Genomic DNA, 13,560 nt, shown 5'->3' with positions numbered 1-13,560 from the left:
AAGGTTGTTGATGGGGCATCATGTGGCGCATGGTGCGGCGACATGAGCTCTCGGACGAAGAGTGGGACGTTCTGTCGGGGCTGCTTCCGCGAACGGGCGCGGGGCGGCCCCGGCGGGACGATCGGGTGGTTCTGAACGGGATCGTGTGGAAGCTTCGGACCGGTTCGGCCTGGCGTGATGTGCCGGAGAGATACGGGTCCTGGCGGACGTTGTACACACGTTTCCGCAGGTGGGCGCTCGATGGCACGTTCACGCGGATGCTTGAAGCCGTTCAGGCTCAAAAGGAAGCGGCTGGGGATGTTGACTGGCTGGTGTCGGTGGACTCCACGATCACCCGCGCTCATCAGCACGCGGCCGGCGCCCGTAAAAAGGGGCAAGCCCTGCAGAAGTGGCACACGCTCACGCCCTCGGACGATCCCGTGGCGGACTGACGACCAAGATTCACCTCGCCTGCGACGGCCGCGGCCGTCCGCTCGGCTTTGTCGTCACAGGCGGCAACATCAACGACTGCACGCAGTTCGAGCAGGTCCTCGCGCAGATCAGGGTTCGCCGTCCGGGCCCGGGCCGACCGCGCAACCGGCCCGACCATCTCCTGGGCGACAAGGGATACAGCAGCCGAGGTATACGCAACTACCTGCGAAAACGTCGTATCCCGCACACGATCCCGGAACGCTCGGACCAGCAGGCGAACCGCCGCCGTCGTGGCAGCAACGGCGGCAGGCCGCCCGCTTTCGGCAAGGAGCGCTACAAGCAGCGCAACGTCGTCGAACGCTGCTTCAACGCGTCGAAGCAGTACCGGGCCATCGCCACCCGCTACGACAAAACCCGAGAATCCTACGAAGCGGCACTCACCATCGCGTCACTCCTGATGTGGATATGACCCTTTGAAGACAGGCCCTAGGGGCGCCCTCGGACACAACGGCCCTGGTGCACCCGTCTCGTCTGTCGAGGCGGGCTGTACCAGGGTCTTTTACGTGATGTTTAATTGCACACTGTTCGCAATAACAACCGATCTCGAACAGGGATGTGCAGACTATGACGGCCCGATCGATACGGGTGGCGGTCGCCGCCACGATGGCCAGCGCCCTGTCCCTGACCGCAGCCGGCTGCTCGAACCCGGACACCGCCAAGACCGGATCCGGGGCGGGGTCCACCTCGGCCGTCGTCGGCATCGCCTACGAGCCCGACAGCCTGAGCCCGCTGCTCGGCTACGGCAAGGACGGCAACTCCAAGATCTTCGACGGACTGCTCGCCCTGGACGCGGACATGAAGCTCCGCCCCGCCCTCGCCGCCGAGCTCCCCGAGGTCGGCGCCGACGGTCTGACGTACACGTACAAGCTGCGCCAGGGCGTCGAGTTCAGCGACGGGAAGCCGTTCGGGGCCAAGGACGTCGTCTTCACCTACCGCACCATCCTCGACGAGAAGACCAACAACGCCTCACGCACCGAGCTGGACGCCGTCAAGGACGTCACGGCGAAGGGCGAGGACACCGTCGTCTTCACGCTGAAGTACCCCTACGCGCCGTTCGCCCAGCGCACCGTCCTGCCCATCGCCCCCCAGCACATCGCGGGCGAGCAGGACGTCAACACCGGGGCCTTCGCCACCCGCCCCATCGGCACCGGGCCCTACGTCCTCACCAAGTGGTCCAAGGGCGAGAAGATCAGCTTCACCGCCAACCCCCACTACTGGGGCGGCGAACCCGAGGTGAAGAAGTTCACCATGGCGATCATCAAGGACGACGACGTGCGCGCCACCCGGCTGCGCTCCGGCGACCTCGACGGCGCGATCCTGCCGCCCAACCTCGCCAAGGGCTTCGCGGACGACAAGAGCAAGAAGACCATCGCCGCCACCACCTACGACTACCGCACGGTGACCCTCCCGACCCACAACAAGGTCGCCGGCGACACCGCCGTGCGCCGCGCCCTCGACGTCGCCGTCGACCGTCAGACCATGGTCGACGCCATCCTCAACGGCGACGGCAAGCCCGCCTACGGACCCGTCCCCACCGACAGCGAGTGGTTCACCCGGGGCACCGAGCGCCCCCACGACCTCGCCGCCGCGAAGAAGATCCTGGACGAGGCCGGATGGAAGCCCGGCAAGGACGGCGTCCGGGTCAAGGATGGCGTCCGCGCCGCCTTCCCGCTCTGGTACCTCACCGGCGACAAGCTCCGCCAGGAGCACGCCCTCGCCTACGCCTCCGACGCCAAGAAGGCCGGCATCGCCATCACCGCCGAGGCCGGCACCTGGGAGGTCATCGAGCCCCGGATGAAGCACGACGCCGTGCTCGCGGGCGGCGGCTCGCCCGCCGACCCCGACTTCGACCAGTACACCTTGCTCAAGTCCTCCCTGGCGGGCGACGGCTTCAACAACATGGCCTGGTACGACAACAAGGCCGTCGACGCCGCGATCGAGGCCGGCCGCAGGAGCGGCGACAAGACCGAGCGCAAGAAGGCCTACGACACCGTCCAGCGCGAGCTGGTGAAGAACCCGGGTTACACCTTCCTCACCCACATCGACCACCTCTACGTCGTCGATGACCGCTTCGGCCCCCTCACCACCCAGGTCGAGCCGCACGACCACGGGCTGGCCTCCGGCCCCTGGTGGAACGTGGAGAAGTGGTCCACCGAGGGCGCCGGGGGCTCGAAGAAGTGAGCCGACGCCTCCCCTGGGCGCCGATGGCGCGGATGGCGGGACGGCGGGCCCTGTTCGCCGTCCCCGTCCTCGGCGTCGTCACCTTCGGTGTCTTCGCCGTCGCCGCCGCGTCCCCCTTCGACCCGGTCAAGGCCTACGCGGGCACCGCCGGGCTCACCGCATCGCAGGAGAACCTCGACCAGCTGCGGGCCAACCTCGGCGTCGACCAGCCGCTCGTCGCCCGCTGGTGGGACTGGCTGACCTCGGCGCTCCAGGGCGACCTCGGGGACTCCAGCGTGATGCGCCAGCCGGTCGCCGACGTCATCGCCGAGCGCATGGGCTGGTCCGTCCTGCTCGCCGCCACCGCCTTCCTCGTCGCGATCCTGCTCGGCACCGGCCTCGGCGTCCTCGCCGCCCGCAGACCCGGCGGCTGGCTCGACCGGTGCGTCAGCTCCGCCGCCTACACGCTGGAGGCCGCCCCCGCCTTCTGGCTCGGGCTGCTCGCCATCTGGTTCTTCGCCCTCAAGTTGGACGTCCTCCCGGCCGGCGGACTCACCGACGCCGCCAGCGACGTCGTCTCCTTCGGCCAGGTCGCTTCCCACCTGGTGCTGCCCGCCGCCGTCCTCGGCGTCTCCCAGTTGCCGTGGTTCTTCCTGTACGTACGCCAGGGCGTCGCCGACGCGCTGGCCGAGGACCCGGTGCGCGGCGCCCGCGCCCGGGGGCTGAGCGAGCGCACCGTGCTCCTCGGCCACGCCCTGCGCTCCGGGATGCTGCCGATGCTCACCCTGATCGGCTCCCGCGTCCCCGAACTCATCACCGGCGCCCTGCTCGTGGAGACGGTGTTCAGCTGGCCCGGCATCGCCGCCGCCACGGTGGAGGCCGCGACCTCGGTGGACTTCTCCCTGCTCGCCGCGCTCACGGTGCTCGCCACCGCCGCCGTGCTGCTCGGCAACCTCCTCTCCGACCTCCTCTACGGACTCGCCGACCCCCGGGTGGCCTTCGATGGCTGAGACCGCGCTCGCCCTTCCCGGTCGCGCCACCCGCCGCGTCCGGATCGTCACCTCGGCCACGATCGTCGTCGCCGTCGCGCTCGCCGTCCTCGTCGTCCCGCCGCTGGCCCAGCTCGACCAGCAGGCCGTCGACCTGGCCAACAAGCTCGACCCGCCCTCCTGGGCCCATCCGTTCGGCACCGACGACGTCGGTCGCGACCTCCTGCTGCGCTGCGTCTACGGCCTGCGCGTATCGCTCCTCGTCGGCCTGGTCGCGGCCCTCACCGCCACCGTCATCGGCACCGCGATCGGCGCCCTCGCCGGGGCGTTCGGCGGCTGGACGGACCGGGTCGTCATGCGGGTCGTCGACGCCCTGTCCTCCGTACCGCACCTGCTCCTCGGCATCTTCATCGTCGCGATGTTCCGGCCCGGCGTCTGGCCGGTGATCATCTCGGTCGCCCTGACGCACTGGCTGTCCACCGCCCGGATCGTCCGCTCGGAGGTGCTCTCGCTGCGTTCGCGCCCCTTCATCGACGCGGCCGTCTCCGGCGGCGCCTCCCGCACCCGGGTCATCGTGCGGCACCTGCTGCCCGGCGTGCTCCCGCAGGCCGGTCTGGCGGCGGTCCTGATGGTGCCGCACGCGATGTGGCACGAGTCGGCGCTGTCCTTCCTCGGGCTGGGGCTCCCGGCCCACCAGGCGAGCCTCGGCAACCTCGTCCAGTCCGCGCGCGGTTCCCTGCTCGCGGGGGACTGGTGGCCCACCCTCTTCCCCGGCCTCTTCCTGATCATCCCGACCCTCGCGCTCGCCGGCCTCGCCGGAGCCTGGCGCGACCGGATCAACCCGCGCCGGAAATCGGAGCTGATGCTGTGACCCGCGCCCCTGAATCCGCCGAGCCCCCCGTCCTCGCGGTCGAGAACCTCTCCGTCCGCTTCCGGATGCGCGGCGGCCGGGACATCGCGGCCGTCACCGACGCCCGCTTCTCCGTCGCGCCGGGGGAGTGCCTGGCCCTGGTCGGCGAGAGCGGCTGCGGCAAGTCCGTCCTGGCCTCCGCCCTGCTCGGCCTGCTGCCCGCCAACGCGGCAACCACCGGCAGCGCGGTGCTCGGCGGGGACACGGACCTGCTCACCGCCGACGAGCGCACCCTCGCCCGCACCGTACGGGGACGGCGCATCGGCCTCGTACCGCAGAGCCCCGCCGCCCACCTCACCCCCGTGCGCACGGTCCGGGCCCAGCTGGAGGAGAGCCTGCGCGAGCTGACCGGGGTGCGGGGGCGCGAGCTGCCGAAGGCCGCCGTGGCAGCCGCCGACCGCGCCTCGTTCCCCGAGGACCACCTCGACCGCTACCCCCACGAGCTCTCCGGCGGCCTCGCCCAGCGCGCCGCCACCGCCCTCGCCCTGGTCGGCGACGCCCCGCTGCTGCTCGCCGACGAACCGACCACCGGGCTCGACCGGGACCTCGTCGAGCGGACCGTCGACGAACTGCGCCGCCACACCGACGACGGCCGGGCGCTGCTGATCATCACCCACGACCTGGCCGCCGCCGAACGGATCGCGGACCGGGTCGCCGTGATGTACGCGGGCCGGATCGTCGAGATCGCCGACGCGGCCCCCTTCTTCGGCGCACCGGGCCCCCGCCACCCGTACGCCAAGGGCCTGCTGGACGCCCTGCCCGAGCGGGACTTCGCCCCGATCCCCGGGATGCCGCCGGAGCTGGGGGCGCTGCCCGACGGCTGCGCCTTCGCCGCCCGCTGCGCGCACGCGGATACCCGCTGCGCCGGCGAACGCCCGGCCTTCGTGTCGGACCTGGCCTGCCACCACGCACTGCCCGGCCGGACGCACCCCCTCAAGGAGGCCGCCGATGCTTGAGCTGACCCGGATCACCGCCGGATACGACCGCCGCGACCCCGTCGTCCGCGATGTCTCCCTGCACGTCGCGGCGGGCGAGGCGGTCGGGCTGCTGGGCCCCAGCGGCTGCGGCAAGTCCACCCTGGCCAAGGTCGCCGCCCTCCTGCACCGCCCGGACGCCGGAACCGTGACCCTCGACGGCACGGTCGTACGCGGCTGGCGGCACCGGGCCCCGCGCGAGCAGCGCACGGCCGTCGGCGTCGTCTTCCAGCAGCCCCGGCTCTCCGCCGACCCCCGGCTCAGCCTGCGCGAACTGATCGCCCAGCCGCTGCGGTCCACCGGGCGCCGCCGGGACGTCCCCGAGCGGGTGGCGGAACTGGCCCCGCTGGTCGGTCTCTCCGAGGAGCTGCTGGAGCGCCGCCCGCACGCGGTGAGCGACGGCCAGCTCCAGCGGGCCTGCCTGGCACGGGCCCTGGTGCTGGAGCCCCGGCTGCTGATCTGCGACGAGATGACCGCGATGCTCGACGCCTCGACGACGGCCGCCCTGGTCGCCGTGGTCGAGCGCTACCGCTCCGCGTCCGGGGCGGCCCTGCTCGCGGTCGGCCACGACCGGGTGCTGCTGGAGCGCTGGTGCGACCGTACGGTCCGCTGGGGCGAGCGGACCGCGGGAAGCGAGCGCGTGGCGGTCGGCTGACCGGCGGCCGACGCCCGAGCGCGCCACGCGAACGGCGCGCAGCGAGCACTGAACGACGCGCAGGGAGCAGCGAACGGCGCGCCAGGAACGACGCGCCAGGAACGGTGCGCCAGGAACGGCCCAAGGACCGTGGCGCCCGGAGAACAACCGACGCGGCCCGGCCGACCGGCGGGCGACGGGTCGGCCAACTCTTGGCAGGTACCTGCCCAGCTCCGGGGGTGCGGCTCCATACTCGACGCGACCGTCCACCCCGCCCGTCCGTCGCTCAGGGAGTCCCCATGGCCCACCCCACCCGTCGCCGCGCGCTCACGGTCGCCCTCACCGCCGCCGCCGTGGCCGTCGCCGCCCCCACCGCGACGGCGGTCGCCGCACCCGCCCGCCCGCGCGGTCCGCGCCCGTTACGCCAGGCCCACGCGCACAACGACTACCTGCACCCCCGGCCCCTGCACGACGCGCTCGCCCACGGGTTCACCAGCGTCGAGGCGGACGTCTTCCTCGTCGGCGGCGACCTGCTCGTGGCCCATGAGCCCGCCACGCTCGACCCCGCCCGCACCCTCACCTCGCTCTACCTGGACCCGCTCGCCGCCCTCGTCCGCGCGGGGCACGGCAGCGTCCACCCGCACCACCGCGCCCCCTTGCAGCTCCTCATCGACATCAAGGCCGACGGCGTCGCCGCCTACCGCGAACTGGACCGGCAACTGCGCCGCCACCACCGGATCCTCACCCGCTACAGCCACGGCCGCGTCCACCCCGGCGCCGTCACCCCGGTCGTCTCCGGCGACCGCGCCGCCCGCGTCCCCATGGAGGCGCAGCGCACCCGGTACGCGTTCTACGACGGCCGCCTCGACGACCTCGGCACCGGGGCACCCGCCTCGTTCGCCCCGCTCGTCAGCGCCAACTGGACCCAGAGCTTCGGCTGGCTCGGCGCCGGCCCCTTCCCCCGGGCCGAGCGTGACCGGCTCCGCACCCTCGTCGCCACCGCCCACCGGGAAGGCCGCCGCATCCGCTTCTGGGCCACACCCGACCTGCCCGGACCCGCACGCGAGGCCGTCTGGTCCGAACTGCTCGCCGCCGGGGTCGACCACCTCAACACCGACGACCTGGCCGGACTCGAACGATTCCTCCGCGCTCGCGGGAACGGGGCCCCGACCCCGTAACGCCTCCCGGTCCGGAAGTACCCGTTCGGCCGACACGCGGGTGCGCCGAACAGCCCCTCCGCTGCGCCACACTGGCGGCCGAAAGCCGCAAATCCGGCGCGGCGGAGGAGGTTGGCCATGGCCGTTTCGATCTCGGTGGTCCTGCTCATGCTGATCCTGGCAGTGATCTTCCTGCGCAACGGCGGACTGAAGGTCTCCCACGCACTGGTCTGTGTCCTGCTGGGATTCTTCCTGGCCGGTACGAGCATGGCGCCGACCATCCACGACGGCGTCGGGGCCACCGCCGACCTGGTCAGCGGCCTTGACCCCTGACCCCTGACCCCGGCCCACTCCCGCCGCCGGGCTCGACGCGGAACCCGCCGCCGGCCCGGGCGGCGCCGGCGGCCCGTCCACGCCACGCACGGACATCCCGCACAATGGGCAGATGTCTTTTCCGCCCTCCGGCCGGCACTCGGGCGCCGCCCACCACGAGTACTGCAACACCGGCCTGTGCTGCCGGTGCCAGATGCGGATCTGGACGACGAAGGCGGGCAACGAGCGGCTCTGCGGGCCGTGTGCGGCCTGCTGCCAGTCCTGCGGCCGGGCGCCCGCGCCCCACCTCGACGGGCTCGACGGCGGTCTGTGCGCCGAGTGCCGCGGCCTGTGCGGCCGCTGCCACGCCCCGAAACGGCCCGACGGAACCTGTTTCTGCGACCGCTGGCGGGAGAACGCCAAGAGCAACCCGCGCGGCTACGTCCTCCAGGCGTTGCCGCAGCAGCTCCTCCAGGCGCTCGGCGGCCGGGTCCCGAGCACCGTCCACGACCTGATCCACCAGGAGCTGGCGAACCGCAGCGCGGGTCTCCTGCGGGAACGCATCGAACGCCGCTGGAACCTGCGCTGGGCCCACGCCCTCAACGAGAAGGACGAGGACGGCCGGCGCCGCTGGAGCGCCCAGGACATCGCCGAACAGTTGTTGATGCCCGGCTCGTGCTCCGACCCGCAGTGCGAGGACGGATACCGCGTCACCACCGACACCCCGTGCCCCCGCTGCCGGCAGCCGCTGCACCGCTTCGTCACCTCGGTCGCCGACCGGACCGCGACGCCGGAGCACGCCCGGGCCGCGGCGGCCCGCATCCGCCGGGCGATGCTGGAGAACCGCTCGCACAGGAAGCCACCGCCCCGCGGATAGGGCGCGGCGCGGTGTGTCGCGGGCGCTGCCGCACCGGGTGCCTCAGCCGTCCACCAGACGGGAACGGACGAGGAACCGCACCCCCTCCGGAGCCTCCAGCGAGAACCCACCGCCGCGGCCCTCCACCACGTCCACGATCAGCCGGGTGTGGGACCACGCCTCGTACTGGCTCCGCGACATCCAGAAGGGCACGCTCCCGGGCATTCCCTCGACGGTGAGGTCCGCCAGCAGCACATCGGCGTTCCCCGTACGGAACTCACCGGCCGGATAGCACATCGGTGCGCTGCCGTCGCAGCAGCCGCCCGACTGATGGAACATCAACGGGCCGTGGTCCGTCCACAGCCGTCGCAGCAGATCGGCCGCGGCCGGTGTCAGCTCGACGGCGGGAGATTTCGGGTCACACTCCATGGACCTGCCCCTTCCCGGCTACGGCGACGCCGCGACAACTGGACGCGAGTCAACTCGACCGGACGTTGCGACCGGGTTGCACGCCCTATGCTCGCGGCCATGGAGCAACGGGAAGTCGTGAAGCGCGTGATCGGCATCCTCACAGAGGCGCGCGAAATGCAGCGTCTGCTGGAGGCGGACCTCGAACGGGAAGATCTGGACACGGGAGCGGGCGCCGTCACCGCCCTGCTGAACGAGACGATGCCCCACATCGCCATCCCCGACGACTTCTCCGTGGAGGAGGTGGTCACCGTCGTCGGGCGCGAGGTCGGCGGTGCGGTCGAACAGCTCGTGAGCGCCTTCACCCTCGCGTTCACGATGCTGGCCCAGGTCCACGACTCCGGGCAGACCGACGTGTCGTCGGCGGACGTCCTCCAGGACCTCGCGCTGCGGGTCGAGGGCGGCGGACCGGACGACGACGAGGATCCACTGCTGTAGCGGCCTGCGTTCCGCCGCGCGGGTATGCATAGTGGAGAGAGAAGCGCGTATCTCCCTCGCGGCATGGAGGCAGCTGTGGGAAAGAGCACCGACATCGCCCGCGCCAAGGCGCGGAGGCTCAAAGGCATGATCAAGGAATCGGACGGCATCGCCCTCGAGAACGAGCGGCTGAAGGCCGAGGGCAGGAAAGAACAGGCCGAGGCCCGCCGCGAGGAGGCCCTGGCACGCGCAGCGCGGGCGGCCTCCGACCGCTGAGAGAAGCGCGGATGCCCGCTGCCGTCACGCACGGCAGCGGGCACCCGCGCGAGTTTGCCGTACCTCCCATCGCCGGAGGAAGCCCCAGCGCCCGGGGGCGCTACCGTGCGGGGCCGGACGGTGCCGACTACTTCCGGGCGTGCGCGTTCCCCCGGACCGTCTCGACGACGTCCGGGTCGAGGGCCGCCCTGACCAGCGCCGCGGCGAACGCCGCCCGGCTCCGGCCGTGCGCGAGCTGCGCCAGCGTGCCGGGGGAGGTGGGCAGACCGAGCCTCTCGGCTCCTTGCAGGCCCTTCGCACCGGCCCGGAACCCGGTCTCCGGCCAGAGGTCCTGTACCTCGCGCACGAAGATGTCGGCCCCGGCCGGTCCGATTCCCTGGACCCGCTGGAGCCCCGCACGCACCACCTCCCCATCGCCGTCCGCCTCCGCGCGGAGGCGACGAAGGTCGCCCTTCCAGACGTCGAGGACGAGGTGTGCGCCCTCCCCGAGCTGGGTGGAGGTCCGCTCGTCGTAGCGGCGGTAGCCGCCCTCGCCCAGCGCGTCGACGCGCTGCTGCCAGGTCGCGTCGGCCATTCGGCGCGGGGTGCGCATGCCGTCCGCGAACAACGCCCGCGCGGCGGCCACGGCGACCGACGCCCGGATCCGCGCGCTCAGCATATGACTCAGCACCAGGAGCTGGTAGAGCGGCTGCGGAGTGTCACGCAGTCGGATCCCCGCCTCCTCCGCATACGTCTGCCCGTACCCCTCCAGCAGCGCGTCGGTGATTCGGCGCGCCGATGCGGACACCTCGCGGCTCGTCACCCGTAACCGAAGATCCGGGCGAGGAAGAATCCGGCGACCATCAGCGCGCCGATCACGATCAGGGCGGTCCAGACGCCGGGGTGCTCCCACATCCCTCCGTCCGGGCGTTCCTCGTGGGCCTCCCCGATGGAACCCTCGGCCGGCGGTGTCTCTCCTGGGGGATTCAGTAGAACAGCCATGAGTCCAGGGTCCCTCCGATCGAGCCCCCGCGCACGCCGTCCGCTCCGTGCCCGGCTGCGGGGCCGTACGGCGGAGCCTGACGGGCGAAGCGCTGCGGCGAGGGAATTCGGGGCACCGTCAAGGAATGTCCCGAGTCTCCGCCCCCGTCGTCAAACTCGTGCAGCGCACCACCGAACCCGCCGGGGTGCAGACGCTGCGGTCGACGGCGGCCGCCGTCATCGCCTACTCCGTGGCCGTGTGGGCGCTGCCCGAACCGGCGCCCCTGACCGCGCCCCTCACCGCGCTCCTGGTCGTCCAGGTGACCCTCTACGCGACCCTCACCACCGGCGTCCGCAGGGTGAACTCGGTGGTCGTGGGTGTCCTCATCGCCATCGCCTTCAGCTCTCTGGTGGGGCTGAGCTGGTGGAGCCTCGGCCTGACCATCTTCACCTCGCTGCTGATCGGGCGGCTGGTCCGGGTCAACGAGTTCGTGCCCGAGGTGGCGATCAGCGCGATGCTGGTCCTCGGCGTCTCGCAGGTCGCGGACACCGCGTGGGACCGGGTGTGGGAGACCCTGATCGGCGCTGTCGTGGGACTCCTGTTCAACCTGCTCCTCGCCCCGCCCGTCTGGGTCGGCTCGGCCGGCTCCTCCATCGAGTCGCTCGCCGCCCGAATGGGCACGATGCTGCGCAGCATGGGGGAGGAGGTCGTGGGGCACAACCCCGTGTCCCGGGCCGCGGCCCGGCTCCACGAAGCCCGCAGGCTCGACCACGACATCGTCGAGGTCGACGCCTCCCTGCGGCAGGCGGAGGAAAGTCTCACCCTCAACCCCAGGGTAAGACAGGGGTTGCTCCACCGGGTCGTCCTGCGCACCGGGCTCGACACGCTGGAGATCTGTGCCGTCGTATTGCGCGTCCTGTCCCGCACCCTCACCGACCTGGCGAAGGCCCGCACCGAGGAGTCGTTGTTCCCGGCCGATGTGACGGAACTGCTCCAAGAACTCTTCGGCCACCTCGCCGACGCGATCGAGAGCTTCGCCGTACTGGTCACGACCCAGCTCGCCGCCGACGCGGAGGCGGCGGAGGACCGGCTCGCCGACGCGCTCGCCCGCAGCCGCGCCACCCGCGACCGGGTGGCCGACCTGCTGCTGGAGGATGTCCAGGAGCACCCGCGGCAGTGGCAGTTGCACGGCGCCCTGCTCGCCGAGGTCGACCGGGTGCTGGCCGAACTCGACATCGAGGAGCGCGCCCAGCGCCTCGGTGAGGAGCTGGACCGCCGCTCGGCGGAGGCGCACGCGCGCCACCCCGGGCTGCGCGCACTCCTGCGGCGGCTGGGCCGGCAGCCCGCCTGACCGCCCGCGCGGGAGCCGCACCCGATTCCGGCACGAGAACTCCGTGCGCCCGGGATGCGAAGGCGGCCGGTCGCTGGTTCTCTGGGGGCCGGGGTATGTCCGGCTCTGAACCGCCGGACACGCCGCAGAGGTCCCCAGCGTCCAAGGAGTGATGATGAGCGGTTCGGACGGACCCGCCGGCCTAGCTCGGCAGATGCGTGAGAAGGCCCAGCAGCTCTCGGAGGCAGCGGAGCGCGCGAGCGACCCGCACGAACGCGAGCGGCTGGAGAAGAAGTCCCGGACGATCCGGGACCGGAGCGAGCAGCAGAGCGCCATGGAGGCCGGGGACGTCTACCCCGAGAAGTAGCCCGGCCGACGCGCGCCCACCCGCCCGCCTCCGGAGGAACCTGGCGAACCTCCGGGGCGGGCGGCCGCGCACGTGGACCCGGGCCGACCGCCTGCACCCGCCGACAGCCGGGTGCATCCGTCCGCACGGCGACCGTGTGCCCCGCCCCCGCACGGAAGCCGCGTGCCCGCACGGCAGCGGCGTGCCCGGGATGCGGTCAGCACGGCAGCCGCGTGCCCGGGATGCGGTCAGCGGGCCCATTCCAGGAGCCGGTCCGCGCTCCAGGTCGTCACCACCCGGTCGGCCCGCACCCCGCACTCCTCGGCGCGGGCGCATCCCGACCGCTGCCAGGCGAGCTGCCCGGGGGCGTGCGCGTCGGTGTCGATCGCGAACAGCGCCCCCGCCGCGACGGCCGCGCGCAGCAGCCGCAGGGGCGGATCCCGCCGCTCCGGACGGCAGTTGATCTCCACCGCCGTCCCCGCCTCGGCGCAGGCCGCGAAGACCCGGTCCGCGTCGAACCGCGACTCCGGCCGGCCGCGCCCGGCCAGCAGGCGCCCCGTGCAGTGGCCGAGCACGTTCGCCCGCGGGTGGCGTACCGCCGCCTCCAGGCGACGGGTCATCGGCTCCGGGTCCATCCGCAGCTTGGAGTGGACCGAGACCACGACCACATCGAGCCGCTCCAGCATCGCGGGCTCCTGGTCGAGCGAGCCGTCCGGGAGGATGTCGCACTCGATGCCCGTCAGCAGCCGGAACGGGGCCCACACCTCGTTGAGCCGCGCCACCACCGCGAGCTGCTCCCGCAGCCGCTCCGGGGACAGGCCGCGGGCCACCGTCAGCCGGGGCGAGTGGTCGGTAAGGACGGCCCACGCGTGCCCCAGCTCCGCGGCGGTCCGGCCCATCTCCTCGATCGGGCTGCCCCCGTCCGACCAGTCCGAGTGCAGATGGCAGTCGCCCGTCAGCCGGGCGAAGAGATCCTCGCCCCCCTCGACGGGCGGCTCGGTGGCGGCTTCCGCCTCCAGCCGGTCCAGATACCCGGGCGTCTGCCCGGCCAGGGCCTCGCGGATCACCTCGGCGGTGCGGGGTCCGATCCCGGGGACCCGCTCCAGGGAGCTCGCGGCCACCCGCTCGGCCGCCTCCCCGGCGGCCATCGCATCCACGGCGGCCGCGGCCGTGCGGAAGGCCTTCACCCGATAGGTGGCGGCCTGGGAGCGTTCCAGCAGGAAGGCGATCCGCCGCAGGGCGATGACGGGGTCCATCGGCACCTCCACCAGGAGCGTCTGCGGCCGGCTCCGGCCCGCC

The 13,560-nt window shown here is 72.7% G+C and carries 17 protein-coding genes; 13 read left to right on the top strand and 4 right to left on the bottom strand.

Annotated elements, in window-relative coordinates; translation table 11 throughout:
• Window positions 1–29: 29 nt before the first annotated feature.
• The 9 genes from AC3CH1_RS01495 to AC3CH1_RS01455 all read left to right on the top strand — a co-directional run bounded on the left by AC3CH1_RS01495 (window position 30) and on the right by AC3CH1_RS01455 (window position 8,484).
• A protein-coding gene (locus AC3CH1_RS01495) for an IS5 family transposase (RefSeq protein WP_488461164.1) occupies window positions 30–880 on the top strand; the annotation gives its coding sequence in 2 pieces (ribosomal slippage) (window positions 30–369 and window positions 369–880; 852 coding nt in all).
• Window positions 881–1,035: 155 nt separating this feature from the next.
• Entirely contained in the window at window positions 1,036–2,652 is a 1,617-nt protein-coding gene (locus AC3CH1_RS01490) for an ABC transporter substrate-binding protein (protein ID WP_488461163.1), read from the top strand.
• Between the two features lie 23 nt (window positions 2,653–2,675).
• The gene (locus tag AC3CH1_RS01485) at window positions 2,676–3,641 is read left to right on the top strand and encodes an ABC transporter permease (RefSeq protein WP_488462117.1); all 966 of its coding nucleotides are present in this window, start codon (window positions 2,676–2,678) and stop codon (window positions 3,639–3,641) included.
• Window positions 3,634–4,491 carry an ABC transporter permease gene (locus AC3CH1_RS01480; protein WP_488461162.1) on the top strand — a complete coding sequence of 286 codons (858 nt, stop codon included), beginning with the start codon at window positions 3,634–3,636 and terminating at the stop codon, window positions 4,489–4,491. Before AC3CH1_RS01485 ends, AC3CH1_RS01480 begins: the two co-directional genes overlap by 8 nt.
• A 65-nt stretch (window positions 4,492–4,556) precedes the next feature.
• Entirely contained in the window at window positions 4,557–5,486 is a 930-nt protein-coding gene (locus tag AC3CH1_RS01475) for an ABC transporter ATP-binding protein (RefSeq protein WP_488462116.1), read from the top strand.
• On the top strand, window positions 5,479–6,159 hold the full coding sequence (locus AC3CH1_RS01470) for an ABC transporter ATP-binding protein (protein WP_361872191.1): 681 nt from the start codon (window positions 5,479–5,481) through the stop codon (window positions 6,157–6,159). The genes AC3CH1_RS01475 and AC3CH1_RS01470 overlap by 8 nt, the downstream gene beginning before the upstream one ends.
• Window positions 6,160–6,437: 278 nt before the next feature.
• Window positions 6,438–7,316, top strand: coding sequence for a phosphatidylinositol-specific phospholipase C/glycerophosphodiester phosphodiesterase family protein (locus AC3CH1_RS01465; RefSeq protein ID WP_488461161.1), 879 nt, complete (start codon window positions 6,438–6,440; stop codon window positions 7,314–7,316).
• Window positions 7,317–7,433: 117 nt separating this feature from the next.
• Window positions 7,434–7,628 (top strand): hypothetical protein, encoded by a 195-nt coding sequence (locus tag AC3CH1_RS01460; protein ID WP_402093925.1) that lies wholly within the window; start codon window positions 7,434–7,436, stop codon window positions 7,626–7,628.
• Between the two features lie 112 nt (window positions 7,629–7,740).
• Window positions 7,741–8,484 (top strand): hypothetical protein, encoded by a 744-nt coding sequence (locus tag AC3CH1_RS01455; RefSeq protein WP_488461160.1) that lies wholly within the window; start codon window positions 7,741–7,743, stop codon window positions 8,482–8,484.
• A 42-nt stretch (window positions 8,485–8,526) separates the two neighbouring features.
• Here AC3CH1_RS01455 and AC3CH1_RS01450 read toward each other — a convergent pair whose 3' ends face one another.
• Window positions 8,527–8,892 carry a DUF779 domain-containing protein gene (locus AC3CH1_RS01450; RefSeq protein WP_488461159.1) on the bottom strand — a complete coding sequence of 122 codons (366 nt, stop codon included), beginning with the start codon at window positions 8,890–8,892 and terminating at the stop codon, window positions 8,527–8,529.
• Between the two features lie 87 nt (window positions 8,893–8,979).
• Here AC3CH1_RS01450 and AC3CH1_RS01445 point away from each other — a divergent pair, with 87 nt between their 5' ends.
• Both AC3CH1_RS01445 and AC3CH1_RS01440 read left to right on the top strand, forming a co-directional pair.
• Window positions 8,980–9,369 carry a hypothetical protein gene (locus AC3CH1_RS01445; protein ID WP_018955842.1) on the top strand — a complete coding sequence of 130 codons (390 nt, stop codon included), beginning with the start codon at window positions 8,980–8,982 and terminating at the stop codon, window positions 9,367–9,369.
• A 75-nt stretch (window positions 9,370–9,444) separates the two neighbouring features.
• A complete protein-coding gene (locus tag AC3CH1_RS01440; protein WP_018955843.1) occupies window positions 9,445–9,624 on the top strand; it encodes a hypothetical protein in 180 nt (59 codons plus the stop codon).
• A gap of 127 nt (window positions 9,625–9,751) precedes the next feature.
• Here AC3CH1_RS01440 and AC3CH1_RS01435 read toward each other — a convergent pair whose 3' ends face one another.
• Together AC3CH1_RS01435 and AC3CH1_RS01430 are read right to left on the bottom strand one after the other, a co-directional pair.
• Window positions 9,752–10,411: an endonuclease gene (locus AC3CH1_RS01435; RefSeq protein ID WP_488461158.1), complete on the bottom strand. Its 660-nt coding sequence runs from the start codon at window positions 10,409–10,411 to the stop codon at window positions 9,752–9,754.
• A gap of 11 nt (window positions 10,412–10,422) precedes the next feature.
• A complete protein-coding gene (locus tag AC3CH1_RS01430) occupies window positions 10,423–10,605 on the bottom strand; it encodes a DUF6480 family protein (protein WP_488461157.1) in 183 nt (60 codons plus the stop codon).
• Between the two features lie 125 nt (window positions 10,606–10,730).
• Here AC3CH1_RS01430 and AC3CH1_RS01425 point away from each other — a divergent pair, with 125 nt between their 5' ends.
• Window positions 10,731–11,936 carry an FUSC family protein gene (locus tag AC3CH1_RS01425; protein ID WP_488461156.1) on the top strand — a complete coding sequence of 402 codons (1,206 nt, stop codon included), beginning with the start codon at window positions 10,731–10,733 and terminating at the stop codon, window positions 11,934–11,936.
• A 154-nt stretch (window positions 11,937–12,090) separates the two neighbouring features.
• On the top strand, window positions 12,091–12,282 hold the full coding sequence (locus tag AC3CH1_RS01420; protein WP_488461155.1) for a DUF6381 family protein: 192 nt from the start codon (window positions 12,091–12,093) through the stop codon (window positions 12,280–12,282).
• Window positions 12,283–12,509: 227 nt separating this feature from the next.
• Here the strand turns inward: AC3CH1_RS01420 and AC3CH1_RS01415 are convergent, their stop codons facing one another.
• Window positions 12,510–13,517: a PHP domain-containing protein gene (locus AC3CH1_RS01415; RefSeq protein ID WP_488461154.1), complete on the bottom strand. Its 1,008-nt coding sequence runs from the start codon at window positions 13,515–13,517 to the stop codon at window positions 12,510–12,512.
• Between the last annotated feature and the right edge of the window lie 43 nt (window positions 13,518–13,560).

It is taken from the genome of Streptomyces sp. MGP-P1 (genome assembly GCF_057766565.1).
This window is presented reverse-complemented; position numbering and strand designations above follow the sequence as displayed.